This window comes from Streptomyces xylophagus (assembly GCF_000716435.1).
GTDB classification, from domain to species: domain Bacteria; phylum Actinomycetota; class Actinomycetes; order Streptomycetales; family Streptomycetaceae; genus Streptomyces; species Streptomyces xylophagus.
Map to the genome: position 1 here is coordinate 23,260 of NZ_JNWO01000022.1, position 25,499 is coordinate 48,758.

The following is a 25,499-nucleotide window of genomic DNA, read 5'->3' on the forward strand; positions in this document are numbered from 1 at the left end:
GCCGCTCTGGCCCGCATGCCACCGCCACCGCCACCACGATCCGGTCAAAAGATCAACAGCAGCTAGACCCCAACGCTCTCGCTTCAGAGGACACGCCGTACCTCTCTCCACCCGGTTGCCGACACCGGCAGGTCGGATCAAACCGAGGGCCGCGCCAAGCGCGGCACCGGCCGGTCGCTGCCCAAGCCGATTAAACGGGCCAGCACATCCCGCCCACCTGGCGATAGCCTGCGGGCCAAAGCAGGAAGGTGGGTTCAGTGGGCTTCGGCGCAGAACGATCAGTGCGCATCGCCGCCATGCAGGAAACCGCCCGGCCCATCTGGCAGGCAACCGGCGACAGGAACGCGCTCCAACAGTTTCTCAAGGACAACGGGTGCCACGGCGTGGAAGCGGTATTCGTGGCCATGGGCCTGCTGAGCTGCGATCTTGCCGAAACCCAACGAGCATTCTTCAACGCCCCCTGCCGCGACGCCGAACGCCGCTTCCACAACCACGCCATGGACCTACTCGAAGAGGCCGCCGACCTCGACGCCTGACAGCACAACGGCCCAGCAGAGGCCCTTGACTCGGCCATTAAGACTCCGCCGCCCTACGGTTCTCGTTAACGGAACCGTGGATACCGAGATCACGGAGCTGGCGCCTGCTCCCAGGGAGGTGTCCAGCTGACTTCGCTACAAAGATCAGCTAGCGGCAAGTCGACCTTGGAGAACGATTCGTCAGTGTATAGGTCGCTGATACGCATACCAAGGAAGTGCCTGGCGTCGATAGTCGTATCTGGATACCCCAAATCCCGACGGGCAGATAGCACAAATTCGGCATAGAGTTTCATCAAGATGATAGGAGGCGTGTTACCCGCGTACGCCGACTGCATGAAATGATGGAATGCCCTAACCGCCCCATCCGAACCGAAGATCGTAACCCATGCCGAGAATTCCGAGATTCGACTCTTGAATTCATCCTCCGGCATTGAGTGCTGGTCTAGAATGTCCTTAAGGAGGTTGATCATGGGTTTGTATACTTCGTACTTTTTTTCCGAGATTCTCGCTTCGAGATCTCTAAGATGCTGAGCGGCAATCTCCGACTTCTTCGCGCTCCTCGCTGAGTGGGCTGAAATGATAGCGGCCATAATGGCTGCCAATGCCGGAACGGCTGCAACTGCTAGCGAAATTCGCCAGTCGGTACTCTTTCCCTGCGCTGCCGCTGCCAGATGATTGTGAATCAATTCCCCCCCCTTGGTGGAATGCTGGGAATTCTCAGGCTCGCTGCTTCCCTGGATCGGCCTGGATCCGGTTACGCGACCTTCCCTATGGGTGGCCCGTAGCTGCCACTACCCGCTTGTCCGCCGCTGCCAGCGGCAGGCAGGTCAACGCAGACCATGGGCTGCCGCAAGGTGCGGCTTCTGCGCCAGCATGCTTTCCAAGCGGCTGTCGGGCCACAACTCTATGTGCGGAGCGGAGCCACTCTCGTTGTGTTGCTCCGCCCAGGCAACTGCATCGGCGGTGAAGCGTCCGGAGGTTGCTATAACGAGTCCGCGCACGAGGGGCGGCTCCCACAACTTCACGGCTGCGACGGTCGCCGCCACGGCAGGCATGTCCACCGATCTCTTCTGCCAGTGCTTGGCTTGGACGATGACCCGCTCGCTTCGCACACCGCCAGTGCTATCTCTGATGACGCGGTCCAAAGATAGATCACGTCCACGATCGGGTGCACGCGTGTGCATCAACCACTGAACGTTCTCGTGTTCGGCAAAGTCGCGCAGGAGGTCGTATAGAAGTCTTTCGAACTTGTCATCATTCAGACGGTCCCAGGGTAGAGCAATCGTAGCTTTACCCGTCAGGCTTCCGGCTGCTGCGCTTCCAAGATCTAGGTCCGGCACAGGGAGTGGATCAGAATCGGACAAGGAGCCGCTGTCGATATCGGGTTGGATGCTGGGCCAATCAAACTCCGCGATATCGTGCCAGTCATGGCCCTCGCCGAAGGAAATATGCCGGTGAAGGTCTGCCCAGCGCCCTTTCCTCTCCGCTGTATCCCCCAGGAGCCTCTCAATCTCGCTCACCGCAGACGTGACGATTTTGACCGAAGGGTCGGCGAGTCGTTCCCGAGATGCGCGTGGAACATCTTGAATAATGTTTGGCAGTGCTACTTCCACTTGCGCCTGAAGTTGCTGCAATCGTCCTGCGACTGCCTTCCGCCGAGCCCGATGTAGACGATACCTGTAATCGGCAAGGTCTTTGGCTGGCTTCTCGCCAGCTTCCCAAACAGCTACCGGAAGCTCGCCAATGTCGGCGTAGTCGATAAAACTCTGACCCATTTCGTCAATGTCGGGTAGCTGGTCGGTGATTGTCCAACCGTCAATCCGCGGCAGGCCCGGGAGAAGGTCAGTCCACGCTCGGCAGTGATCATCGTATTCGGGGTTGGATCCCCGTGCGGGGCTATTGGGGACGAAGGCCGACGCACGCGCCCACACGGCTTCTAGCTTGGCCAAGTTGGCGGCAGCGCGGTCCATGATGCTCAGCAACTCTTCGAGGTCCACACTTCAGGCTGACACAAGTCTCCGCATCAGGGACGCCGAGCCGCGGATGACCAGCTCAGCAGACCCTAGCCTCGGGCTTTCACGAGGGGTGCAGGACGTTTGTAGCTGAGGGGCTGACGTCTACCGCTCACCAGGCACGATGCGCTGCTGCTTTCCGGTGGCCGTCGTTTCTTACTCTGCACCTCGTGGGTGCAGAGTAAGCCGATGGTGGACAAGATGAAACGCCGTGACGCGGGGGGATGCGTCTGCAACGCTGCGCAGTGTGGACGTCTCTCTACTCAGGGCCGAGGACTATGCGTCCGCCGATCGTGCCCAACGGCTGCTTGCAGGCTCGTTCGGTTGCTCCCCTACTCTCTTCCGTCAGATGAGGTCCTGGCAGGACTTCGTCGTCGGCGTTGAGGCAGGCTTCGATACGACATGGATCTGGGAATACCACAGCGGTCTCAGCTGCCGTGATTGGCTGGACGAGGCACTGCCTCTGCTCACTCCCACGCTGCGGGCGCTGTGTCAGCCCGTGATTGAGAGGTGGGATGCCCGGTATCTCGCGGCGACAGGGCTGATCAAACCGCAGGGCCCTCAGACCAGCCGGTCGCCGACGCAGGGCAGGTGGTGGCACGACCGCTTCCCGCTGCTGATCGACCACGACGAGGAGATCCCGTTGCCGCTGTCCTGGTCGCCGGAGCCCAGGAGTCATACCGAGTGACACGCTGCCGGGACCGGGGTTGTCCGACCCTTGATCAAATAGATGGAGAGTGCCGCTGAACTGCAACGATGGGACTTGTTTAGGGTCCTGTCAGCTGCACGGAAGTAGCACTCTCCAGGTGAGCAAGCGTATCGGGTCGTACCCTCTTGTCCGCGTCCAGGGCAACGGGGGCGGGGTGGTCTCGCATGCTGGTGGGGTACTGCTGGTGGAAACGCTCCGCAAGACGGGACTGGACACGGCGATATCGGCGGCGCTGGCGCCGTGGCGCAAGTCCCGGGCGGTGCACAACCCGGACAAGGTGCTGCTGGACCTCGCGCTGGCGGTGGCGATGGGCGGGGACTGCCTGGCGGACGTGGCTGTACTGCGGGCCGAACCCGGCCTGTTCGGGCAGGTGGCCTCCGATCCCACCGTCTCCAGACTCGTGCACACCCTGGCCGGGGCCGGTCCCCGCGCGCTGACCGCAATCCGCCGGGCCAGGGCCGAAGTCCGCGAGCGGGTGTGGGGGTTGGCCGGCGTCGATGCCCCCGGCGCGAACGGGCAAGTGATCGTGGACGTCGACGGGGTGCTGGTCCTGGCACACTCCGAGAAGCAGGACGCGACCGCGACGTGGAAGCGTACCTTCGGGCATCATCCGCTGGTCGCGTTCGTCGACCACGGCCCGGACGGGTCCGGGGAGCCGGTGGCCGCCTTGCTGCGGCCCGGCAATGCGGGCAGCAATACCGCGGCCGACCACATCACCACCACGAAGCTGGCGCTGGCCCAACTGCCCAAGCAGTACCGCCGGGGCCGCTCGACCCTGATCCGAACCGATTCCGCAGGCGGCACCCACGAGTTCCTGAACTGGCTCACCGCGCGAGGCCGGTGGCTGTCCTATTCGGTCGGGATGACCATCACCGACGCCGTCCATCACGCCGTGCTGCAGGTCCCGGACTCGGCCTGGTGCCCGGCTGTCCAACCCGACGACCAGGTCCGCGACGGTGCCTGGGTCGCCGAGCTGGCCGGTGACGTTCTGAAGGCCTGGCCGAACGGGATGGGGCTTATCGTCCGCAAAGAACGCCCGCACCCCGGTGCGCAGTTGCGGTTCACCGATGCCGACGGCATGCGTTTGACGTGCTTCGCGACCAACACCACCGGCGCCACGATCGCCGCCCTGGAACTGCGGCACCGCCAGCGCGCCCGAGCCGAGGACCGCATCCGTGCCGCCCGCTCCACCGGACTGCGTAACCTTCCCCTGCGCCACACGGCGAGCAACCAGCTCTGGCTGGAGATCGTCCAGCTCGCCCTGGACCTGCTCGCTGGATGCCGATGCTCGCCCTGACCGGCCAAGCCCGCCGCTGGGAACCCAAAAAGCTCCGCCTCAGACTGTTCTCAGCAGCCGCCCGCCTCGTCACCACCGGCCGTCGGCACATCCTCCGCCTCGATCGCCACTGGCCCTGGACCAGCACGATCACCAGCGCCGTCACCCGGTTGCAAGCCCTACCGAACCCCGACTGACCAGCAGGACCAGCCCATCCCGACAAGCACCCGAATGCCTCCGGACCCGTGGAACCCGGCGCCCGCCCGCCACGACAGGCGGGTCACTGGCCTGCCCATCCCCAGAACGACCTGATACCCGGCAAGCAAAAAGCCCCCGTCAACGTCCAACGAGGGCTCATGCAAGATCGAGGCTAGATGTCCAACGGAGGGGACGGATGTCCAACGATCGTTTGCGATCAGCCCTGTTGGCGCGAGGCATGACCGTCCAGAGCCTCGCTGAGGAGATCAAGGTCAACCCGAAGACCGTTGAGCGCTGGATCACGCAAGGCAAACCGCCGTACCGGCGGCATCAGTACGCAACGGCGGCAGCGCTCAAGGTCGACGTGACGATGCTGTGGGACGACGACCGCAATGCCGAGAGTGCAGCGGATCTGTCGAAGGCCGAGATCGTCACTGTCTACCCGCATCGTCACACGGTGCCGTCGGACCTATGGCGCGAGATGTGTGAGCGCGCCACGGAGCGCATCGACATCCTCGTGTACGCCGGCATTTACCTGGCCGAGGATCCTCGCTTCTTCCCGACGCTGAAGGAGAAGGCTGAGAGCGGCGTCCGCATCCGAGTACTCATGGGCGATCCAGAGTGCGAAGCCGTCATACGACGTGGCGTCGATGAAGGGCATCGCATCATGGGCGGCAAGATCCGCAATGCGCTGGTCAACTACCGCCCGCTGTTCACCAGCCACCCCGAGATTGCTTTCCGCCTGCACGACACCGTGCTCTACAACTCGATCTACTGCGCTGATGACGAGATGTTGGCCAACACGCACGTGTACGGCATCGGCGCCTACATGGCGCCCGTGTTTCACCTGCGGAGGCTCCCCGGAGGCGGTCTGTTCGACACTTTCGCCAATAGCGTTCAGCAGACCTGGGAAGGCGCGAGGCCAGTGACCGAACACGACATCGCGGGAGCTTGAGCATGGGACGCATCGACTACTTGCACGATCCGGACGCCCCGCCGGCCAACTCGGTTGTGCCCTCGGTCGTGGCGTTCGTCCAGAACGACGCGGGTCAGGTGCTCATGATTCAGCGCTCCGACAACGGACGTTGGGCGCTACCCGGCGGTGGCCACGACGTCGGCGAGTCGATTAGTGACACGGTGATCCGTGAGGTCTGGGAAGAGACGGGGATCAAGGCCGAAGTCCTCGACCTGTCCGGCATCTACACAGACCCTGGGCACGTCATGCAGTACGACGATGGAGAGATCCGCCAGCAGTTCAGCATCTGCTTCCGGGCGCGGCCTGTCGGCGGCGAGCTGCGTACGAGCAACGAGACGACGCAGGTCCGTTGGGCTGACCCAACGGACCTGCGGGAGCTGGACGTCCACCCCACGATGCGGCTCCGTATCGAGCACGCCATGGACCAAACGCGTACCGCTCCCTACATCGGCTGACGCTTCGCGGCGGCGACGCGTTCGAAGACGCGAGACGTGCAGCCGAGGATCTCGGGTTCGGCCCGCCGGATGAACTTACCGATCAGACTGTCCGGCCCGTACCGTCCGGTGATCTCGTTGATTCGGTCGATCGGGTTCGTGGGAATCCCGTCCGGTGTGGTGTTCATGTCGCAGTAGCAGAGCGCGTCGTTCAGGTCCGCACTCTCGCGCGGGAACTCGCCCTCCAACTCCTCACGCAGGCCGCGCGCATCGGCCTCCAGCCAGGAACAGGAGTGATGGGCGACCAGGTTGATGACCCGCGCATCTGCGTCGGCCACCTCCCGGAGGTAGCGCGCACCGTCCAGCGGGTGAAAGCCCGTCTTGGCCAACTTCGGCGCGTAGCCGATGTCGTGCAGCACCGCTGCGGCCTCCAACAGGTCCGCGTTCTGGCCAAGAATGAGGGCGATCGTACGTGCCCTCTCGGCAACTCCCAGGCAGTGCTCCCAGCGCCGGGGCAGCGGCTCGGCGAGCAGGGACTCAGCCAGGGGATAGGCCCACTCCGTCAACGTCGGCAACCTACAAACGCTCCTCTCGCGTTGGCACAGCGCGGACGGTCCGCACCCTGCCTTGTCCTCCCCCCCCGCCAGCACGCCGGCGGTCTCCAACTTCTCCAGCGCTTTGGTCACCGTGGGACGCGAGACCCCGAACTGTTCGGCCAGCGAGGAGGCACTCGGGAACGCTGCCCCCGGTTCAAGCCCGTCAGCCGTGATGATGTCTGCGATCTGCTGTTCAAGCGGACGCCGGTCGATTGGTGCACCTGCGCGCACGACGCGCCACCGTTCGCCCGGCGCTGGCTCGGCCAGACCTTCCTGCCGTAGTACGCCGAACGCACGAAGGGCGACCCCACGTGAGACCTTGTGGTCGCGCATGACCTCAGCCAGAGACCGAAGCTCCGCCATGTCTGGGTCAGCCAAGATTCGAGCCTTCACTGCGTCCGCGACCTTCAGGAAGGTCCCCCGTGGACTGGACTGTTGAGACACCCGCTCCCACCTCTGTTCGCCGGTTTCAATCTTCCCATGTCGGCGCGGAGGTGCGATGGGCCCCAACCACTCTTCGAGCTCCGCTTGTTGCCGAGTGTCACGAGACTGTCACAGCGCAAGATGCGAGAGTTTGTCGATCACCGTAAACCGCCATGCTTTGCGACATGTCAAGCTTCCAGCAGCGGATACGGGATGTATGGCGGTTCCTGACGGGAACTGCCGTCCGCAAGGTGACCACGGCGGTAGTCGCTGTCCTGTTGGGGGGTAGCACGCTCGCAGTAAATTGGCAGACCCTTTTCCCCGAGACGGGTAAGCCGGATAGATCGATTACGCTCGATACACCTAAAGATAGCTCAACCATCCCTCGCTGTGTCGAATTCGTTTCGGGTCATGGAATCATCCCGAAAGGAAAACACCTCTGGGTCGCTCTCATGACTGGATCAAGCGCAGAAGGGGAGAAGCGCATCACTCTCGTGGGCAAGGGTGAGGCTGTACAAACGAGCATGAGGGGGAGTGGCCAGTGGAAGGCCGTCCAGGTCAACGTCGGGGGTGCTACACGGATCAATTACCATTACCGGCTGTTCGCAATCCTTCTGTCCGACGAGGTTAATTCGATAGTAGTAAATTCGGCCGTCAATGTGACTGACTACGATAAGAAGGTAACTCCCGCCCCCGGAGAGGCGAGGTGGCGGATCGAGTATGCGGACCTACCCGGCAAGCGATCGGATCCTGTAGAAGTAATTCGAAATGGCAAAGACGAGAAGGTGTGCGAGCCGAGGTCCTCGTGATGTTCCCTGCAAGCGACGGCCTTGGGGATGCTGGACTGAGCAAGGAAGCTCTCCCGCCTTGGGGGGGGCAACTCGGACTGCCGAGTAAATCAGTATTCTTGCCTCAAGCGGCTTGGGTAGATGGGAACTCAACCACCGCGAATTTTGCTCAATATATCAATGAATTGGTGCGCTCTGCGCCCGTAAAGAAGAGTGAGGATAGCAACGCCGCACCCTCCGATAACATAAGTGTCGGCGCCCTCGGGGAGGTTGAGAAGCCCAACCCCCACGCCAGATGCGGCTACTAGGATTGCGGCTGTTGCGAGCCGAAAAGGTTCCCAATCGCGTGCCGGCGTAAGGTTCTCGTCTATATTTTCAGGATCGAGAAGTGCGCCAATTCGTCCGTCAGTGGCTCTCTCTGATATTTTCACGAGTAGGTGCGCCAGTTCGATCAAGGCAGCGTCAGCTTCGCTGTCTATGCGAGCCTCGGCCGAGCGGAGAGCGGCTACAACAAGGCCAGCGTGAAGCCTCAGTTGATGGTTTCGATGTGATCGCGCAGGCAAGTGTCCGCTAGTGCGGCGCAGCCTCATGATGGCGGCCTCCACTGGTCTCAACGCTTCCGCTAGGTGAAGCAGGGTGCGAGGTCGATTTCTCCAATTGGTCGCGTGAGCCTTGGCGCATGCGGAAATTGCTCGTGCTGCGCAATTTGCTACGTCGTATCGGCGTCGCATGCGTGTCGTCCTAGAGAGCGACCATCTCAGTCCCATGATTGTTTCAAAAGCGAAAAAGGGTGGCGCCAGAAGGAAGATGGTAAAAAACAAGGCGATAGCAATTGCCAATATAGTGGGTGGAACTAGGCTGCCAATCGCGTCGTTGAAATGACTGCCACGAACTGATTCCCAGTCGCGGCGGGGTTCATTGGTGAAATTCGAGTACGTATCACGCATGTCCCCTGTGGCTATCTCGTGTATCAATGCGTCGCACCACGTGGAAGCGAAGAAGGCCCATCCGATCGATATGAGTGGGACTGTAATTCTTCCCAGTGTGCAGGTCCGCAGGGCTACTCTGACCCGCAGGGAAGGGCGTGGCGCCCTCAGGGTGAGAAGGTCGCTCTCCAGGCTCTCGATGACCTTGTCCCCTGCTTCGCGGCGCTTCCGCCGCACTTGCCGTCGCGTCGCCGCTATCACCGTCAGATCATGACAGTCGTGCCTTGAGCTTCGGGTCGGATTGGAAGTAACGGGTGAAGTCGGCCTCTTGGTCAGGGAAGCAGGCGACTGCCGTCGATTCTCGGTGTGTGGGTGTCCGTGTACGGCATGCGCAGCTCCGTGTTGCCGACCTACCGCAGCCGCCGGGTGCCCGCTCGGCGTCAGCGGATGATCGCACGGGAGGCATCTTCCAGGCCCCCCGAGTTGAGTTGACGAAGGAGAAGTGGCTGGTCAGCAGCGGATGAGTCAGCCCGCTGTAAATCTGCCTGTCAAACCTCCGCGTCTGGCGGTGTTGGCGTACTCGTCGACGCCGCGTATGCGCCGGTTGGCGAGTCGCCAAGGCTGGGCACATGGGCAGGGAGTGTTCCTAGTCCCGCCCAGCGTTGGGACCGGCGGCCGCTTCGCTGCTCAAGTGCATGGCGTCGCCGAGATGCGTGTGACCGACGGTACCCCCCCCGGTCTGCGACATGTCGGTGTCGTCCATGCCTGGTGATGGGCTGTTATTTCAGCGAACCAGGAAGAGAGGCATTCACAGTGAGCCATGCTGAGATTTCTTGAGCCTCCTGCACGCGTCCGAGCTTCAGAAGTACGTCTTCCTGCAGGCTCAACGCAGAGCGCAGCGGTGAAAGAAACCGTGCAGGTGCGACTGTCATGAGCTTGCGGTAGATCTCAACTGCTTCCCCCGTTGCCCGAAGCGCCCCAGGCAGATCCTGCTGCACGGCACAACGCCTTGCCCAACCGGTCAGGGAGTCGGCGAGGTCGGGTTCGTGGGCGGCGGGGGTGCTCGCCGTCAGCCGACGCCGGATCCGCACCGCCTCTTCGGTGGCGGTGAGGGCTTCCTCGTGCCTTCCCACCTGCGCCAGGAAAGCACCGAGGTTGTTCAGGGAGCCAGCGAGGTCGGGTTCGTGGGCGGCGGGGGTGCTCGCCGTCAGCCGACGCCGGATCCGCACCGCCTCTTCGCCGGTGGTGAGGGCTTCCTCGTGCCTTCCCACCTGCGCCAGGAAAGCACCGAGGTTGGTCAGGGAGTCGGCGACGTCGTGTTCGTGGGCGCCTGGGTTGATCGCCGCCAGCCGATGGTAGACGTCGACAGCCTCTTCGCCGGTGGTGAGGGCTTCCTCGTGCCTTCCCACCTGCGCCAGGAAAGCACCGAGGTTGGTCAGGGAGTCGGCGAGGTCGGGTTCGTGGGCGGCGGGGGTGCTCGCCGTCAGCCGACGCCGGATCCGCACCGATTCCTCGGTGGCGGTGAGAGCCTCCTCCCTCCGCCCGACTTTCCATAGCCGTATGCCGAGGTTGTTCAGCGAGGCGGCGAGGTCGTCTTCGTGGGCGGCGGGGTTGCTGGCTGTCAGCCGACGCCGGATCCGCACCGATTCCTCGGCGGCGTTGAGAGCGTCCTCCCTTCGTCCCACCGCCGACAGGAGAGCGCCGAGGTTGGTTAGCGAGGCGGCGAGGGTGCGTTCGTGGGTGGCTGGGTTTCTCGCCGCCAGCCGACGCCGGATGTCTAGTGCCCCCTGTTCGGCGGCGAGGGCTTGCTCCCGCCGTCCCATCTCAGCTAGCCGTAAGCCGAGGTTGGACAGCGAGGCGGCGAGGTCGGGTTCGTGGGCGGCTGGGTTGCTCGCCGCCAACCGACGCCGGATCTGCACAGCCTCCTCGCTGGTCGTGAGGGCTTGCCCCAGTCGTCCCACCATCGCCAGCAGGTTGCCCATGTTGGTCAGCGACTCGCCGAGGTCGGGTTCGTGGGCGGCTGGGTTGATCGCCGTCAGCCGACGTTGAATCTGCACCGATTCCTCGGCGGCGGTGAGAGCGTCCTCCCTTCGTCCCACCGCCGACAGCCGGTTGCCGAGGTTGTTAAGCGAGCCGGCGAGGTCGGGTTCGTGGGCGGCGGGGTTGCTCGCCGTCAGCCGACGCCGGATCCGCACAGCCTCCTGGGTAGCGATGAGAGCGTCTTCCTCCCGCCCCACTGCCGAAAGCCAGTTACCGAGGTTGATCAGCGCGGAGGCGAAGTTGGATTGGTGGGCGGCTGGGTTTCTCGCCGCCAGCCGACGGTAGGTGTCGACGGCCTCTTGGGCGGTGGTGAGGGCTTCGTCGTACCGCCCCACCGCCGATAGGTGAACGCCGAGGTTGATCAGCGAGGCGGCGAGGTTGGATTGGTGGGCGGCTGGGTTTCTCGCCGCCAGCCGACGGTAGGTGTCGACGGCCTCTTCGGTGGTGGTGAGGGCTTCGTCGTGCCGCCCCACCGCCGACAGGGAACCGCCGAGGTTGGTCAGTGAGGCGGCGAGGTCGGGTTCGTTGGCGGGGTTGGCGCGGGTGAGGTCGCGCCAGGCCCGAAGAGCCGCTTCACCGGTGGTAACGGCTTCATCGCGAAGTCCGGCGTGGGACTGGCGTATCGCGAGTCTGTCGCGGATGCGACCGCAAGTGGCGGGGTCGTCCGTGGCGGCAAGGCGGTGACGGGCCAGACGCGCGGTGATGGCCGCGATGCCGACGTCCAGGTCGGTGTGTCGGCCTGGAGGGAGGTGCGGCTCGATGGCTTCCAGGATGGTGGGGTCGATGGTTTTGAGGCTGGCCAGGGTGGCCAGCGCGGTACTACCGGCATGGAGGGCGAGTTCGGGATGTCTCCTGAGTAGGGGGTAGAGCTGGCCGGTGGCGATGTGGGGCCAGCGGCGGGCGGTTTCGATCAGGATAGTCAGGGCGTCGCGGGTCCAAGGTGCGACCGAGTTGGAGTCTGTGGGGTTGAAAAGGAGGCGCTCGGCGGCCTGGTGGGCCCAGTCGTCGGTTATGGCCCCGGGCACTGGGTGGGACATGCCGGTGTCATTCGGGCTGGCCGGGGTGATCAGGCCGAGGAAGTCCTCACCGAGGCGGTCAGGATAGAGCGGTTCCAACACGGTGACGGTGTGGGCTGGTTCGGCGTGGGGCGGGGGATAGCAGTAACGGTGATCGTCCAGGATGGTGTTGGCATCGGCGGTGGAGTCGGCGAGCCCGATCCATCTGAGGGCGGTCTGGCCGTGGGCTCGGGCCAAGGGGCGCGTAAGGGTGGCAGTCAGTACGGTGCGGCCCATTGCCTCCGGGGATGTGGATAGCTGCTGGGCCGGGCGCTGATGCAGGGCACTCCAATGGAGGCGTTCGCGCTTGAGGAGGTAGGCGCTGGCACGTGCGGGGTTGGTGGGGGCGCCTTCGTGGTGCAGGTGAGCATCGACGGCAGCGAGGGCGGCGATGTGAATGGTCAGGATCTGGGCATAGTCCTCGTTGGTGCCCAAGTCTGGGGGCGGGTCGATACGACTGGCGTGGCCAGAGGCCAGACCGAGGTAGTCGGCGAAGCGGTCGCGAGCCTGGCGGAATGAGTGGGCGCGTGCGGTTGGGTCGGAGGCCAGCGGCAGCAGGGGATGAGCCACGGTCAGGGCGTCGAGCGTGTCACTGATCCAGGTTTCTAGGCTCTCCCACCAGATACCTGCGGGGCGGGCCAGCAACAGGATGCGCACGGGAAGACCGGCGCCGTGTAAGAGCGGTTCCTGCAGGAGTTTGTGCAGGTCGGGTATGGGCCACCGTTCGGCGTAGTCGATTACCAGCAAGACGCCGGTTCCAGTCTTGGGTGGCGGGCTGGTGGCGATGGGGTCGGTGCCGGTCTCATTGATGGTTGCTTGCCACACCGTCCATCCCTCTGCGTCGCTCAGGCCGACGAAGTGGCTGGCGAGTCGGGTCTTGCCTTGCCCGCCGGGGCCATTTACCAACCGGATGGACAGCCCCGGCTCTGGATCGTCACGCCAGCGGGCCAGTTTGTCGAGGTCGTGACGGCGGCCGCTGAAGGGCACCACCTGATGCGCCGCACGAAGCAGCCGGGAGGGCTGCTGCGCCAGCGTTCGGGCAAAGACCGGCCGCGGCTGGGCGGGAAAGCCCTCAACCCGGTAAGCGGGCTTCCACTGGTAGATGAACTGAACACGCTGAGTGGTGTTTGGGCCGACCTGGATGGCGGTGGGTCCGTTGAACGTATTGTCGCGGACATCGGGCTTGTCGGGCGGGACGGCGCCGGAGTTGGTCATGACTGAGGGTCGAAGCGGACATACTGCTGGTTGCGATTACCAGCCTGGACGGCGGTGTCTCCGTTGAAGGTGTTGCCGGATACCAGCCCGATCTCACCGGAAGCGGCTGGTGCGGCCTCCTCCAGCAATCGCTTTAGGGCGTCGGTGGCCTGGGCGCGCTGCTCATCATCGTCCAGGCCTTCGAGCAGGGTTTCGATGCGGGTCTGCCAGACGGACTCCTGCCGTGACCTGATCCGCTCGGTTGTGCCGGGATCGGCGTCGGCAAGATCGGCAGCGCTACGGTCGAGCCGCTCCAGCTCGCCGCGTTCACGCTCCGGATCGCCGCGTCCGAACCATTGCGCCAGCCGGTTGCGCAGTCCTTCCCATGCATCGGTGCCCGCCGCCTGTACCACCGCAGCGCCCCCTGCCGCGGCCAATGCCGTGAACGCCTCAGGCAACATCCCGTCCCCCTGCTGTGCCTCGTTGCATGTGGTCGGACAGAGACCGTAGCGCTCAATCGGTGCGGACACGGCGTATTTGCCTGATATACGACCAGGTGTGGGTGCCCGGTTCCCGCCTACTACGCCCACCTGGACCCAGAATGGCAGGAGGGGCAGGCATATCACCGGCCCCGCGAGCGTATAGCTGGTGGGCGAGCAGCAGTGGCGGCGGTGCGAACGGAGCTAACGCGTGGGCAGTCTCTGGGGTACTCGGGGGGCAGTGGGATACTCGTAGGCGAAAGTGTGCAGGTAGCGAGACGAACTTCGCGCGGTCTGTAGATCTGCCGTTGCGTATGAGCGGGGCCGTCTGTGGGCCGTCGAAGGGCGGCCCAAGGCGACCAACGACGACCAACGACGACTGCTCAGCCAACGGCCAGCGCTGCATCGACGTCGGTCGTCCGAGATCGCTCCAAGCCGACGTCACTTCCTGCGCAACAAGCGCCAGGAGTGGGAGGAGTACCGCAGCGAGGTCACGGCGTTCGAGCTTCGGAAGAACTTGCCGGTGCTGTAGGGGCAGGTCAGCGAGGTTTCCCGCTGATTCGGTGGGTGGGGCCGACGGTCATGGACCGTCGGCCCCATCACGTTTTGGGGGTTCGTCATGGAGATCGGTGTGGTCGGGGAACGGGCTATGCGCCGGCGTTGTCGTCGCGCAGGGAATGAATCATGCTCTGCAGGATCCGGAACGCGCCTGACTGCTCGGTCTCGGTCAGGCCGGCCAGCATTCTGACCTCGACGGACCGGACCGCCACGGTCGCCTTCTCCAGGCTTCGTCGGCCGCGAGGCGTGAGCCGTGCGGGAAGGACCTTCCCGACGGGCGCCGCCGCGGGCCTGGTCACGTAGCCGTCCCGTTCCAGGGCCTGGAGCAGCACGTTCATCGACTGCCGGGTCACGAACGCGCCGCGCGCGAGCTCGGAGTTCGACAAGCCCGGCCGTTGAGCCAGCAGTTCGAGGCAGGAGTAGTGCGTCACGGTCATCCCGAGTGGCCGCAGCACCTCCTCCATGGCTGCGCGCAGGGCGCTGGAGGCCTCTTTCAGCAGGTAGCCCAGCGATTTGTCCAGGTCGATGCCGGCGCCGTTTTGACTCATGTCAGCATTCTGACATACATTGGCCTGTGTCAGGAAGCTGACACGAAGAGAAGGAGCTTCATCATGCCCGTCACCGGCCCCGACTTCCTCTCGCTCCAGGCACGCGACCTCGACGCTTCGCAGGCGTTCTACGAGCAGTACCTCGGCCTCGTCCGTTCGCAGGCCGGACCTCCGCACGCCGTCGTCTTCGAGACGAAGCCGATCGCGTTCGCACTCCGTGACGTCGTTCCCGGCACCGATCTCGCATCCGTCGCCCGGCCCGGCATCGGTGCCGCGATCTGGCTCCATGCCACCGACGTCCAGGCCATCCACGATGCTCTCGTCGCCGACGGTCACACGATCGTCTCCGCACCGATCGACGGCCCGTTCGGCCGGACATTCACCTTCGCCGACCCCGACGGCTACCACGTCACTCTCCACGACCGCGCCTGACAAGCCGAACGCTGCCGACGCCCCCCCGCGCCCCTTCGAGCGCGCGCCTCAGTTGACGTACGCCGGCGACACCGCCGCCGTACTGATCCGCCGGGCCCTCCCCGTGCCGTCCGCCGGTACCTCGTACAGGTCCGCTCCGTAGTCGCCCGGCAGTGCGTAGACGATCGTGTGGTCGTCCCTCCACACCGCCTGGTCGTCCACGCTCCGGGGCTCCGCCAGCGGCGTTTCGCGCATCGTGCGGAGGTCGAGGACGTAGAGGTGCCAGGGGGCGTCCTTCGGGAGGCCCGGTACCCGTTTCTTGAAGGCGATGCGTGTGCCGTCGGGGGACAGGGACGGGCATTCCACGTTCGTGTGCACGGTGGTGACCGTGTGGGCGCGCAGGTCGCCCCTGACCAGGTACGTCCTGCCCTTCGTCGCCAGCGTCGCGTAGAACGTGCGGTCGTCCGCCGCGAAGGTCACGCCCCAGAAGTTGACGTCCGCCGCGTGGTAGACGTGGCCGTCCTTGAGGATGCGGAACGACTCCAGGGTCGGGGTCAACCGGCCCGTGCGGGTGTCCACGATCGCCGCCCGCGTCGAGAAGTTCGTGCCCGCGTACGAGTCGCCGCCGACGAATGCCGTCCAGGCCGCGTAGTGCCCCGTAGGGGAGACGCGGGCGCGGGAGGGGATGCCGGGGACGTCGTAGTGGGCCGTCTCCTTGAGGTGGGCGTCGAGGATCAGGGCGCGGTAGGTGTCCGTGACCGTGCCGTGGACCGCCTGGAGGCAGACTCCCGTGCCCGAACTGGCGTAGAAGCGGAGGCACTTGAGGCCCGAGGCCGTGCGGGGGCCGGAGGGGTCGGCGGCCGGGACCGTGGTCAGTTCGTCTCGGTGCGGGCCCCATGCCATGTTGCGGAACACCATCCGGGAAGGGGTCGTCAGCATGACCTGGCCCGTAGTGATCTTCGGGCCGCCGGGCTGCGCCTCGTTGCGTCGCTCGGCGCGTGCGGACGCGTGCAGGACCGAGGCCACCGCCACCGCGGCGAGTGCGGCGACGGCGGCGAGGAGCACCAGGATGCGGTTGCGCAGGGTCATGAGACAGGCTCCGGAACTGGCCCGGCACCGGCACCCGCACCGGCGCGGCTGTCCGCCCCGTACACCTCAGGACGCCCAGATTCCGGTGATGTCGGCGGCCGACGCCGCGTTGCCCGCGTGGGTGGACAGGCCCTGGGTGTCCTCCAGGGTCCGCAGCAGGTTGTAGTGGTTGTACGTGGTCGAGGACGTGGCGCCCGCGGTCACCGGCTGGCCGTAGAGGACCGTCGGGATGCGGTTGCCGCTGAGCAGGTTGTCCTCGTCGAACGTGACGACGAGCAGGCTGTTGTGGGTCTTTGCCCAAGTGGCGTACGCGCCGAGGTTGTTCTTCAGCCAGGTGTCGCCGGTCGCCACCGAGCAGTCGTGCATGTCGCTGCACAGGTTCGGGGTGACGAAGGAGATGTCGGGGAGGGTCGTGTAGTCCGTCGGGAACTGCGCGAAGGTCTTCGCGGTCGACGTCGCGACGTTGGAGAAGCCGAACCACGGGTTGTGCTTGCGCGCGTAGGTGCCGCTGCTGCACGTGGTCGAACCCTGGCTCGGCAGTGTCTCGTTGTAGCTGGCCCATGTGCCGCCCGCCGCCGTCACCTCGGAGGCGAGGTTCGCGGCCGAGGAGAAGCCGGCCGTGTAGCAACTGTCGCTGGTGATGCCCTGGGTGGAGCCGGAGAACAGGGCGAAGTAGTTCGGCTGGCTCGGGTGGGTGATCCCGTACGACTGGGTGAGGGCGGCGCCGCCGGACGCGAGCGAGTTGATGTAGGGGGCACTGGAGGAGCCGATCACCTGGCTGTAGGCGTGGTTCTCCATGACCACGACGACGACGTGGTCCGGGGTCGGCACCCCGGTCGCGGCGTGCGCGGTCGAGGTGCCTCCGAAACCGGTCCAGACCCCGACGGCGGCTGCCGAGAAGGCGAGCGCGGACGCCACGACGGCGCGGCTGCGGCGATATACGGAACCAACGGAACCGCTGGAACTGCCGGAGACTTCTTCACTGCCGGACACTTCTACCTCCGGGTGGGGGGAGGACGGGGGTGACGGTGCGGACAGAGCATGCACACGCCAAAATGCCCGCATCCCACCATGCTCAACCCGATGGATGAAGAAGTGGTGAACTAATGCCGCCGACGATGAACTAGTGCGGCGGCGCGGCCAGTTGAGCCAGCACCTGGTGCAGCGGCTCGGCGGCCCGCTTCCGGTACTCCTGGATCGCCCAGCCGTTCCCGTCCGGGTCCTTGAAGTACATGAAGGTGGCACCGTCCTGCGGCGCGAACTGCACCGGCTCACTGACGTCGAGCCCGCGCGCGGTGAGCTCGTCGTACGCCGCCTTCGCGTCCTGCACGCACAACTGCATGCCGTGGTACGTCCCCGGCTGCGGGGTCCCGGTGGGGATCTGCAGCCCGTCCACCAGAGCGATGGAACATCCGGACCCGGGCGGCGTGAGCTGCACGATCCGTACGCCCTCCATCACCTCGCCGTCGAGATCGACATGGAAGCCGACCTTGTCGCGGTAGAACTCCTTGGCCCGGTCCACGTCGGAGACGGGGAGAAGGATCACTTCGAGGGTCATGTCCATGGCTTGACTCCTTTGTCAGGCATCACACGAACCGTCTGTCAGGCATCACTCGAACCGCCACCGCGTCTGGCTGAACGGCTCCCCCTTACCGAAGCCGAAAACCGTGCGGGGCGCCACAGCGAACACCAACGCGTGCCCGGAACCGTGGTGGAAGGCTCCGTCCCGCACCTCGAAGTGCCAGAAACTGCCGTACTTGGCCTCCCATGCGGCGGCCAGCTCCCGCAGCCTGCCCTCGTCCACGACCCGCACCGCCGCGCCCTCGACGACCAGGTCGTACCCCTTGTCGATGGTGCTCGTGCCGGTCGTCAGCACGACGTGCGGGTTGCCGGCGAGGTTGAGCGCCTTGCGTTCCTCGGGGCCGGTGCAGAAGTGCAGTGCCCCGTCCGCCCACACCGCCGGCAAGGGCGTCACATGCGGCCGCCCGTCCGGCCGTACCGTCGAGATCCAGAACAGCTCGGCCGCCTCCAGGTGTGCCTCGGCCGTGGCCCAGTCGGTCGCGGTGGCCGCCGGGTCGCTGTAGCGGGGGTCGAGACGGGTTCGCGGTTCCTTGTGGGTCATCGGCTACTCCCTGTTTCTGCCTGTCGGTGGTTTCAGTGGTTCCCACAGGACAGACCCCGTACCGCGCCGGAACTCATCGCCGCACGCCCCGGGGCCACCGCCCGTACCTGCGGTTAGGCTCGGGACGTTACGACCTAGATCCGCACGACCTTGATCCGAGGGAGGCCGAGGATGACGGCGCCGGGGCGCAGAAGCAGCACCTTCTCGCGACTGCTGCGGCACGGCTTCACCGATCCCTCGGCGGCCGAGCGGCTCCTGGAGAGCGCGGAGCTGGCGCCGATAAGGAACGACCCGGTCCTGCTGGAGGCCCTCGGCGCCACCGCCGACCCCGACCTGGCCCTTCAGGGTCTCGTACGACTCCTGGAGGCGCAGCCCGAGGACACCCCGCGCCGTGAGCTGCTGGACACGCTGATCGCGGCGAAACCCCTACGGGACCGGCTGCTCGGGGTGCTCGGCGCCTCCGCCGCCCTCGGCGACCATCTCGCCCGGCACCCGCGCGACTGGCACGCCCTCGTGATGTACGAGCCGCGCGACCTCCACCCCGGGGTGGAGGAGTTCGAGCGCGGGCTCGCCGAGGCCACCGACCCCGTCGCCCTCCGTGTCGCCTACCGCCGCTGCCTGCTCTCCATCGCCGCCCGTGACGTGTGCGGCACCACCGACCTCGCGCAGACCGCCGCCGAACTCGCCGACCTCGCGACCGCCACCCTGCGCGCCGCGCTCGCCATCGCCGGTGCCGCCGCGCCCGAGGACGCCGCGCTGTGCCGGCTCGCGGTGATCGCGATGGGCAAGTGCGGCGGCCACGAGCTGAACTACGTCTCCGACGTCGACGTCATCTTCGTCGGCGAGGCCGTCGACGGTGCCGACGAGGGCAAGGCGCTGCGCGCGGCCACCAAGCTCGCCGCGCACATGATGCGGATCTGCTCCGAGACCACCGTCGAGGGGTCCATCTGGCCCGTCGACGCCAACCTCCGCCCCGAGGGCCGCAACGGCCCGCTGGTCCGCACCCTCGCCAGCCACCTCGCCTACTACCAACGCTGGGCCAAGACCTGGGAGTTCCAGGCCCTGCTCAAGGCCCGCCCGGTGGCCGGCGACCTCGCGCTCGGCGAGGAGTACGTCACCGCCCTCGAACCCCTCGTGTGGACGGCGGCCGAGCGCGAGAACTTCGTCACCGACGTGCAGAAGATGCGCCGTCGCGTCATCGAGAACATCCCCGCCGCCGAGATCGACCGCGAACTCAAGCTCGCCCCCGGCGGCCTCCGGGACGTCGAATTCGCTGTCCAGCTCCTGCAGTTGGTGCACGGCCGCGCCGACACCTCGCTGCGCAGCGGCACCACGCTCGTCGCGCTGGAGGCCCTCGCCGCCGGCGGCTACGTCGGCCGCGAGGACGCCGCCCGGCTCGACGACGCCTACCGCTTCCTGCGCACGATGGAACACCGCATCCAGCTCTACCGGTTGCGCCGCACCCACCTGGTCCCCGTCGAGGAGGCCGACCAGCGCCGCCTCGGCCGCTCGCTGGGCCTGCGCACCGACCCGGTCGCCGAGCTGAACCGCGAGTGGAAGCGCCACGCCACCGTCGTACGACGCCTGCACGAGAAGCTCTTCTACCGTCCGCTGCTCGACGCGGTCGCCCAACTCGCCCCCGGCGAGACCAGGTTGAGTCCCAAGGCGGCCCGCGAGCGCATGGTCGCGCTCGGCTACCACGACCCCGCCGCCGCCCTGCGTCACCTGGAGGCCCTCGCCTCCGGCGTCACCCGCAAGGCCGCCATCCAACGCACCCTGCTGCCCGTCCTGTTGGGCTGGTTCGCGGACTCCGCCGACCCGGACGCGGGCCTGCTCAACTTCCGCAAGGTGTCCGACGCCCTCGGCAAGACCCCTTGGTACCTACGGCTGTTGAGGGACGAGGGCGCCGCCGCCGAGAACCTCGCCCGCGTCCTGTCCGCCGGCCGCCTCGCCCCCGACCTCCTCATGCGCGCCCCCGAAGCGGTCGCCCTCCTCGGCGACGGCGACGGCGGCAGCGGCCTCGAACCCCGCGACCGCGCCCACCTGGAGCAGGAGATACTGGCCGCGGTGGGCCGTGCCGACGACGCCGTCCAGGCGGTCACCTTCGCCCGGGGCGTCCGCCGCCGCGAACTCTTCCGTACGGCCGCCTTCGACATCGTCGGCTCCTACGGCACCGAGACCCAGCCCGTCGAAGCGGATCAGGGCGCCCTCGTCGACCGGGTCGGCGGCGCCGTCTCCGACCTGACCGCCGCGACCCTCGCCGGCACCCTGCGCGCGGTGGTCCGCGAGGGCTGGGGCGACACCCTCCCCACCCGCTTCGCCGTCATCGGCATGGGCCGCTTCGGCGGCCACGAACTGGGCTACGGCTCCGACGCGGACGTCCTGTTCGTGCACGAACCCCGCGAGGGCGTGCCGGAGCGTGAGGCCTCCGAGGCGGCCAACAAGGTCGTCTCCGAGATGCGCCGACTGCTCCAGGTCGCCAGTTCTGACCCGCCCCTGCTGATCGACGCGGATCTCCGGCCGGAGGGTAAATCGGGGCCGCTCGTGCGGTCGTTGAACTCCTACGAGGCCTACTACCGCCGGTGGTCGCTGGTTTGGGAGTCCCAGGCGTTGTTGCGGGCGGAACCTGTTGCCGGGGACGAGGAGTTGGGGCGGCGCTTCATCGAGCTGATCGATCCTCTGCGGTATCCGGCGGAGGGGCTCGGGGACGACGCCGTACGGGAGATTCGGCGGCTGAAGGCCCGTATGGAGTCCGAGCGGATGCCTCGCGGCGCGGACTCGACGCTGCACACCAAGCTGGGGCGTGGGGGGCTCTCGGACGTCGAGTGGACCGTGCAGCTGATGCAGTTGCAGCATGGCTGGAGCGAGCCGGGGTTGCGGACCACTCGTACGCGGGAGGCTCTTGCCGCGGCGTGTGCGGCCGAGCTGATCTCGGTGGAGGATGCGTCGACGTTGGACGAGGCGTGGGTGTTGGCCACGCGGGTTCGTAACGCGGTGATGTTGGTGCGGGGGCGGGCGGGGGATACGTTTCCGTCTGAGCCGCGTGAACTTGCTGCGGTGGGGCGGTACTTGGGGTATGGGCCGGGGCATGTGGGGGACATGCTCGATGACTATCGGCGTACGACTCGTCGGGCTCGGGGTGTGGTGGATCTGCTGTTTTACGGGGCGGCTTAAGCGGGTTGGTTTTTGGCTGCGGGCCGGTGGGGGCTGGGCGCGCAGTTCCCCGCGCCCCTAAAAGCCTTCACTGAGCGGTGTCTTGTCAGGGCTACGCCCACCAGGACTACCGTCATGCCCGTCACCATCCGCAACCCCACCTTCTCGTCCAGCAGCACCGCACCCAGTGATACCGACACAACTGGCAGTAGATAACCGACCGTTGCCGCGCTCGTCGCGCCCTCGTCGGCTATCAGGCGGTAGTTGAGGTAGAAGGTGACGCCGGTGCCCAGGATGCCCAGGGTGGTCACCGCGAGCAGGGCCGTGAGGTCGGGGTGTACCGGGCCGGAGGCTGGTACGGCGAGCGTGGTCCAGGCCGTTGCCGCCATCAGTTGGGCCGCCGACATCGCCAACGGGGCCTGGCCCGTGGTGAGTTTGCGGGCCATGTACGCGAAGGCCACGGCGTAGCTCGCGGCGGCGCCCAGGAGAGCGAGCGCGCCCCAGCTCAGCAGGCCCGAGCGGTGCCACGGGGCGAAGATCAGGACCGTACCGGCGAAGCCGAGGAGGAGTCCGGTCAGGCGGGCTCGGCTCAGGCCGCGGTCGGTGCCCAGGGTGATGCCGATCAGCAGGGACCACAAGGGAGTTGTGGCGTTCAGGACGCCCGCGACGCCGGAGTCGACGGTCTGCTCGCCCACGCTGAACAGGGCGAAGGGGATGGCGTTGCAGAACAGGGCGGCCACCGCGAGCCGGGCCCAGGTCGTGCGGTCGCGGGGCAGGCGTTGGCCTGCCGCGCGGGCCAGTGCCAGGAGCACGGCCGTGCCCAGGGCGCAGCGGGTGATGGTGATCTGGGCGGGGGAGAGGCCGTGGTTCAGGGCGAGTTTGATCCACAGGAAGCCCGAGCCCCACAGGAGGGCGAGCGCGGCCATGCGGAGTGTGGAGGCGGGCTGCATGGGTCTACGGTCGGGCAGGGGACGTGTGAGGACAAGTGAAAGATTCTACAGTCACTGTTAACCTCGGCTACATGCTTGATGTGCGGCGCATGCAGGTCCTGCGGGCGGTGGTGGGCAGCGGGTCGGTGACCGCGGCGGCGGCCCGGCTCGGTTACACCCCGTCGGCCGTGAGTCAGCAGATCGGGGCGCTGGAGAAGGAGGCCGGGACCGCGCTGCTGGAGCGGGTCGGGCGCGGGGTGCGGCCCACGGCGGCGGGACTGCTGCTCACCGGGTACGCGGACGCGATCGCCGGGCAGGTCGCCGAGGCGGAGACGGCGCTGGCGGACCTGGTGGCCGGGCGCACGGGACGGCTCACGGTCCGCTACTTCGCCACCGCCGGCGCCGCCCTGGTCGCCCCCGCCGTGGCCCGGCTCCGCGTCGAACACCCGGGCGTGCAGCTGGAGTTGAGGCTGTCCGACCCGGAGGATCCGCTGCCGGAGGTGAAGGAGGGGCGCGCGGATGTCGCGCTGGTGGTCGGGGCGTCCGGCGGCCATGACGGCGTACGGCTGGTGAAGCTGCTCGACGATCCGTATCTCGCCGTACTGCCGAAGGGGCATCGGCTGGCCGCGCGGCGGAGCGTGGAGCTGCGGGAGCTGGCGGGGGAGACCTGGGTCGGCAGTGAGTGGCCGGGGCCTTGCCTCGACGCTCAGCTCGACGCGTGCGAGGCGGCGGGGTTCCGGCCGAGGTTCGCCGTCCAGAGCGAGGACTACGTGACCGCGCAGGGGTTTGTCGCGGCGGGCCTCGGGGTGAGCCTGATTCCCCGGCTGGGGCTCGGGAGCCGGCATCCGGACGTGGTCGTACGGGTCGTACGGGATCCGGAGCCGGTGCGGAGCATCTACGCGGCCGTACGGGAGACCGCGCCGCCGCAGCCGGCCCTGCGGGCGTTTCTGGCGGCACTGCGGGACGCGGCGGGCGAGGGTTAGGCCCTGGTGGGCAGCAAGGAGCCGCCCGCTCCCCGTACCGCCACCGTCCTCGGCAGGGCGTACGGGAACGTGCCGTACCAGAGGCGGGCCACCGTGAAGCCGAAGGCCAGGCAGATCATGCCGCCCACCGCGTCGAGCCAGAAGTGGTTGGCGGTGGCGACGATGACCGTCAGGGTCACGGCCGGGTAGAGGAGGCCGAGGATGCGGACCCAGGGGAGCTTGGCCAGCGCGAAGATCGTCAGGCCGCACCACAGGGACCAGCCGATGTGCATGGACGGCATCGCGGCGTACTGGTTCGACACGTGTTTCAGGTCGCCGGACGCCATCGAACCCCAGGTCTGGTGGACCATGACGGTGTCGACGAAGTGGCTGCCGTTCATGAGGCGGGGCGGAGCCAGGGGGAACAGGTAGTAACCGACCAGGGCCACAGCCGTAGTCGCGAACAGCACCAGGCGCGTCGCCGCATAGCGGCCCGGATGACTGCGGTACAGCCACACCAGGACACCCAGCGTTACCACGAAGTGCAGTGTCGCGTAGTAGTAGTTCATGCCGACGATCAGCCAAGTCACCGAGTTGAGCGCGTGGTTGACCGACTGCTCGACGGCGATCCCGAGATCGTTCTCGACGCGCCAGATCCAGTCGGCGTTGCGCAGTGCCTCGGACCGCTGTTCCGGAACCGCGTTGCGGATCAGTGAGTACGTCCAGTAACTCACCGCGATCAGCAGGATCTCGAACCACAACCGGGGGCGGCGCGGGGTCCGCAGCCGGCGCAGAAAGCCCGGCCCCGCGGCGTCCGCGACGGGGCTCGGAACGGCTTCTTCACGGCCTTCCAATGTCGTCACGGTGGTCTCACCCATAGACACGAAGTCTGCCAGAAAAGGCTTCCGCGACCGATCATCCCCTGGTCGGGTCCGGCTCGCATGTTCTACGACGAGAAGAGTCCCCGTACTACTACCAGCGCAGGGGATGTCGCCGCGTTTCCTCCCCCTTAGGGACGATTCCGCTCCCCGGGCGCCGAAGCCGTCGAACCCCGCACCACCAGCTCCGGCATGAACACGAACTCACTGTGCGGCGCGGGCGTCCCGCCGATCTCCTCCAGCAACGTCCGTACCGCCGCCTGCCCCATCGCCGGCACCGGCTTGCGGATCGTCGTCAGCGGCGGGTCGGTGAACGCGATCAGCGGGGAGTCGTCGAAGCCCACGACAGAGACGTCCCGGGGCACCTCGAGACCCCGCTGCCGGGCCGCCCGTATCGCGCCGAGCGCCATCATGTCGCTCGCGCACACGATCGCCGTGCACTCGCGGTCGATCAACGCGGCGGCGGCGGCCTGCCCGCCCTCCAGCGTGTACAGCGAGTGCTGGACGAGCCGGGTCTCCACGTCCTCGGCGGTCAGGGCCAGTTGGTCCTGCATCGTGCGGACGAAGCCCTCGATCTTGCGTTGTACGGGGACGAAGCGCTTGGGACCCAGCGCCAGACCGATGCGGGTGTGGCCGAGCGAGACGAGATGCGTGACCGCGAGGGTCATCGCCGCGCGGTCGTCCGGGGAGATGAACGGCGCCTGCACCTTGGGCGAGAAGCCGTCCACGAGCACGAACGGCACGCCCTGCGCCCGCAGTTGCTCGTAGCGCTGCATGTCGGCGGAGGTGTCCGCGTGCAGCCCGGAGACGAAGATGATGCCCGCGACCCCGCGGTCGACGAGCATCTCGGTCAGCTCGTCCTCCGTCGACCCGCCCGGGGTCTGGGTGGCGAGCACCGGTGTGTAGCCCTGCCGCGTCAACGCCTGCCCTATGACCTGCGCCAGGGCGGGAAATATGGGGTTCTCCAGCTCCGGCGTGATGAGACCGACCAGACCCTCGCTGCGCTGCCGCAGCCGCACCGGACGCTCGTAGCCGAGCACGTCGAGCGCGGCGAGGACGGACTGACGGGTGGTGGCGGCGACGCCAGGCTTGCCGTTGAGGACGCGGCTGACGGTCGCTTCGCTCACCCCCGCCTGCGCGGCGATGTCGGCAAGCCGTGTGGTCACGGGAGTGGACTGTACCGGCCGTCGGCGCGCTGCGGGTTGCT

At 66.7% G+C, this 25,499-nt stretch carries 21 protein-coding genes and 3 pseudogenes; 10 read left to right on the plus strand and 14 right to left on the minus strand.

Going from position 1 to position 25,499, the window contains the following annotated elements:
• Positions 1–257 precede the first annotated feature (257 nt).
• Complete coding sequence (locus tag OO70_RS38045) at positions 258–536, plus strand: hypothetical protein (protein WP_158711564.1); 279 nt, start codon at positions 258–260, stop codon at positions 534–536.
• Between the two features lie 89 nt (positions 537–625).
• Here the strand turns inward: OO70_RS38045 and OO70_RS54830 are convergent, their stop codons facing one another.
• Both OO70_RS54830 and OO70_RS53000 read right to left on the minus strand, forming a co-directional pair.
• On the minus strand, positions 626–1,222 hold the full coding sequence (locus tag OO70_RS54830; RefSeq protein WP_158711565.1) for a hypothetical protein: 597 nt from the start codon (positions 1,220–1,222) through the stop codon (positions 626–628).
• Between the two features lie 141 nt (positions 1,223–1,363).
• Complete coding sequence (locus tag OO70_RS53000; protein WP_199827493.1) at positions 1,364–2,533, minus strand: restriction endonuclease; 1,170 nt, start codon at positions 2,531–2,533, stop codon at positions 1,364–1,366.
• A 262-nt stretch (positions 2,534–2,795) separates the two neighbouring features.
• Here OO70_RS53000 and OO70_RS38050 point away from each other — a divergent pair, with 262 nt between their 5' ends.
• From OO70_RS38050 to OO70_RS38065, 4 genes and pseudogenes are all read left to right on the plus strand, one after another.
• Positions 2,796–3,236 carry a hypothetical protein gene (locus OO70_RS38050; protein WP_158711566.1) on the plus strand — a complete coding sequence of 147 codons (441 nt, stop codon included), beginning with the start codon at positions 2,796–2,798 and terminating at the stop codon, positions 3,234–3,236.
• Between the two features lie 118 nt (positions 3,237–3,354).
• Positions 3,355–4,730 (plus strand): annotated as a pseudogene (locus OO70_RS38055) (IS1380 family transposase).
• A gap of 197 nt (positions 4,731–4,927) precedes the next feature.
• Entirely contained in the window at positions 4,928–5,686 is a 759-nt protein-coding gene (locus OO70_RS38060; RefSeq protein WP_043682120.1) for an XRE family transcriptional regulator, read from the plus strand.
• A 2-nt stretch (positions 5,687–5,688) separates the two neighbouring features.
• On the plus strand, positions 5,689–6,162 hold the full coding sequence (locus tag OO70_RS38065) for an NUDIX domain-containing protein (protein ID WP_043682123.1): 474 nt from the start codon (positions 5,689–5,691) through the stop codon (positions 6,160–6,162).
• Here the strand turns inward: OO70_RS38065 and OO70_RS38070 are convergent.
• Both OO70_RS38070 and OO70_RS56280 read right to left on the minus strand, forming a co-directional pair.
• A complete protein-coding gene (locus OO70_RS38070) occupies positions 6,150–6,716 on the minus strand; it encodes an HD domain-containing protein (RefSeq protein ID WP_043682125.1) in 567 nt (188 codons plus the stop codon). The genes OO70_RS38065 and OO70_RS38070 overlap by 13 nt on opposite strands.
• Before the next feature lie 120 nt (positions 6,717–6,836).
• A pseudogene (locus OO70_RS56280) lies at positions 6,837–7,100 on the minus strand (GntR family transcriptional regulator); the annotation flags it as partial.
• A gap of 245 nt (positions 7,101–7,345) precedes the next feature.
• Between OO70_RS56280 and OO70_RS54835 the strand changes: the two are divergent.
• Positions 7,346–7,969 (plus strand): hypothetical protein, encoded by a 624-nt coding sequence (locus OO70_RS54835; protein ID WP_158711567.1) that lies wholly within the window; start codon positions 7,346–7,348, stop codon positions 7,967–7,969.
• Positions 7,970–9,653: 1,684 nt separating this feature from the next.
• Here OO70_RS54835 and OO70_RS38075 read toward each other — a convergent pair.
• On the minus strand, positions 9,654–13,184 hold the full coding sequence (locus OO70_RS38075) for a tetratricopeptide repeat protein (protein ID WP_051742012.1): 3,531 nt from the start codon (positions 13,182–13,184) through the stop codon (positions 9,654–9,656).
• Positions 13,181–13,693, minus strand: a complete 513-nt coding sequence (locus OO70_RS38080) for a hypothetical protein (RefSeq protein WP_158711568.1) — start codon at positions 13,691–13,693, stop codon at positions 13,181–13,183. The genes OO70_RS38075 and OO70_RS38080 overlap by 4 nt, the downstream gene beginning before the upstream one ends.
• Before the next feature lie 391 nt (positions 13,694–14,084).
• Between OO70_RS38080 and OO70_RS57130 the strand changes: the two are divergent.
• A pseudogene (locus OO70_RS57130) lies at positions 14,085–14,174 on the plus strand (glutamine synthetase); the annotation flags it as partial.
• Between the two features lie 115 nt (positions 14,175–14,289).
• Here the strand turns inward: OO70_RS57130 and OO70_RS38085 are convergent.
• On the minus strand, positions 14,290–14,748 hold the full coding sequence (locus OO70_RS38085) for a MarR family winged helix-turn-helix transcriptional regulator (RefSeq protein WP_043682130.1): 459 nt from the start codon (positions 14,746–14,748) through the stop codon (positions 14,290–14,292).
• Between the two features lie 63 nt (positions 14,749–14,811).
• Here OO70_RS38085 and OO70_RS38090 point away from each other — a divergent pair, with 63 nt between their 5' ends.
• Complete coding sequence (locus OO70_RS38090; RefSeq protein WP_043682133.1) at positions 14,812–15,180, plus strand: VOC family protein; 369 nt, start codon at positions 14,812–14,814, stop codon at positions 15,178–15,180.
• A 48-nt stretch (positions 15,181–15,228) separates the two neighbouring features.
• Here OO70_RS38090 and OO70_RS38095 read toward each other — a convergent pair whose 3' ends face one another.
• The 4 genes from OO70_RS38095 to OO70_RS38110 form a co-directional block, all read right to left on the minus strand.
• Positions 15,229–16,248, minus strand: a complete 1,020-nt coding sequence (locus OO70_RS38095) for a TolB family protein (protein ID WP_043682135.1) — start codon at positions 16,246–16,248, stop codon at positions 15,229–15,231.
• A 66-nt stretch (positions 16,249–16,314) separates the two neighbouring features.
• Positions 16,315–17,241 carry an alkaline phosphatase family protein gene (locus OO70_RS38100; protein ID WP_043682137.1) on the minus strand — a complete coding sequence of 309 codons (927 nt, stop codon included), beginning with the start codon at positions 17,239–17,241 and terminating at the stop codon, positions 16,315–16,317.
• A gap of 130 nt (positions 17,242–17,371) precedes the next feature.
• Positions 17,372–17,812 (minus strand): VOC family protein, encoded by a 441-nt coding sequence (locus OO70_RS38105; protein WP_043682140.1) that lies wholly within the window; start codon positions 17,810–17,812, stop codon positions 17,372–17,374.
• A gap of 45 nt (positions 17,813–17,857) precedes the next feature.
• Entirely contained in the window at positions 17,858–18,370 is a 513-nt protein-coding gene (locus tag OO70_RS38110; protein WP_043682143.1) for a pyridoxamine 5'-phosphate oxidase family protein, read from the minus strand.
• Positions 18,371–18,541: 171 nt separating this feature from the next.
• On the opposite strand from OO70_RS38110, the gene OO70_RS38115 reads away from it, so the two are divergent.
• Entirely contained in the window at positions 18,542–21,544 is a 3,003-nt protein-coding gene (locus OO70_RS38115) for a bifunctional [glutamine synthetase] adenylyltransferase/[glutamine synthetase]-adenylyl-L-tyrosine phosphorylase (RefSeq protein ID WP_043682146.1), read from the plus strand.
• On the opposite strand, the gene OO70_RS38120 is transcribed toward OO70_RS38115, so the two are convergent.
• The gene (locus OO70_RS38120; protein ID WP_043682148.1) at positions 21,541–22,473 is read right to left on the minus strand and encodes a DMT family transporter; all 933 of its coding nucleotides are present in this window, start codon (positions 22,471–22,473) and stop codon (positions 21,541–21,543) included. The two genes, OO70_RS38115 and OO70_RS38120, sit on opposite strands and share 4 nt — an antisense overlap.
• A gap of 71 nt (positions 22,474–22,544) precedes the next feature.
• Here OO70_RS38120 and OO70_RS38125 point away from each other — a divergent pair, with 71 nt between their 5' ends.
• A complete protein-coding gene (locus OO70_RS38125; protein WP_043682151.1) occupies positions 22,545–23,435 on the plus strand; it encodes a LysR family transcriptional regulator in 891 nt (296 codons plus the stop codon).
• Here the strand turns inward: OO70_RS38125 and OO70_RS38130 are convergent.
• Both OO70_RS38130 and OO70_RS38135 read right to left on the minus strand, forming a co-directional pair.
• Positions 23,432–24,292, minus strand: a complete 861-nt coding sequence (locus OO70_RS38130; protein ID WP_043682154.1) for a phosphatase PAP2 family protein — start codon at positions 24,290–24,292, stop codon at positions 23,432–23,434. The genes OO70_RS38125 and OO70_RS38130 overlap by 4 nt on opposite strands.
• 131 nt (positions 24,293–24,423) lie before the next feature.
• On the minus strand, positions 24,424–25,458 hold the full coding sequence (locus tag OO70_RS38135; protein ID WP_043682393.1) for a LacI family DNA-binding transcriptional regulator: 1,035 nt from the start codon (positions 25,456–25,458) through the stop codon (positions 24,424–24,426).
• Between the last annotated feature and the right edge of the window lie 41 nt (positions 25,459–25,499).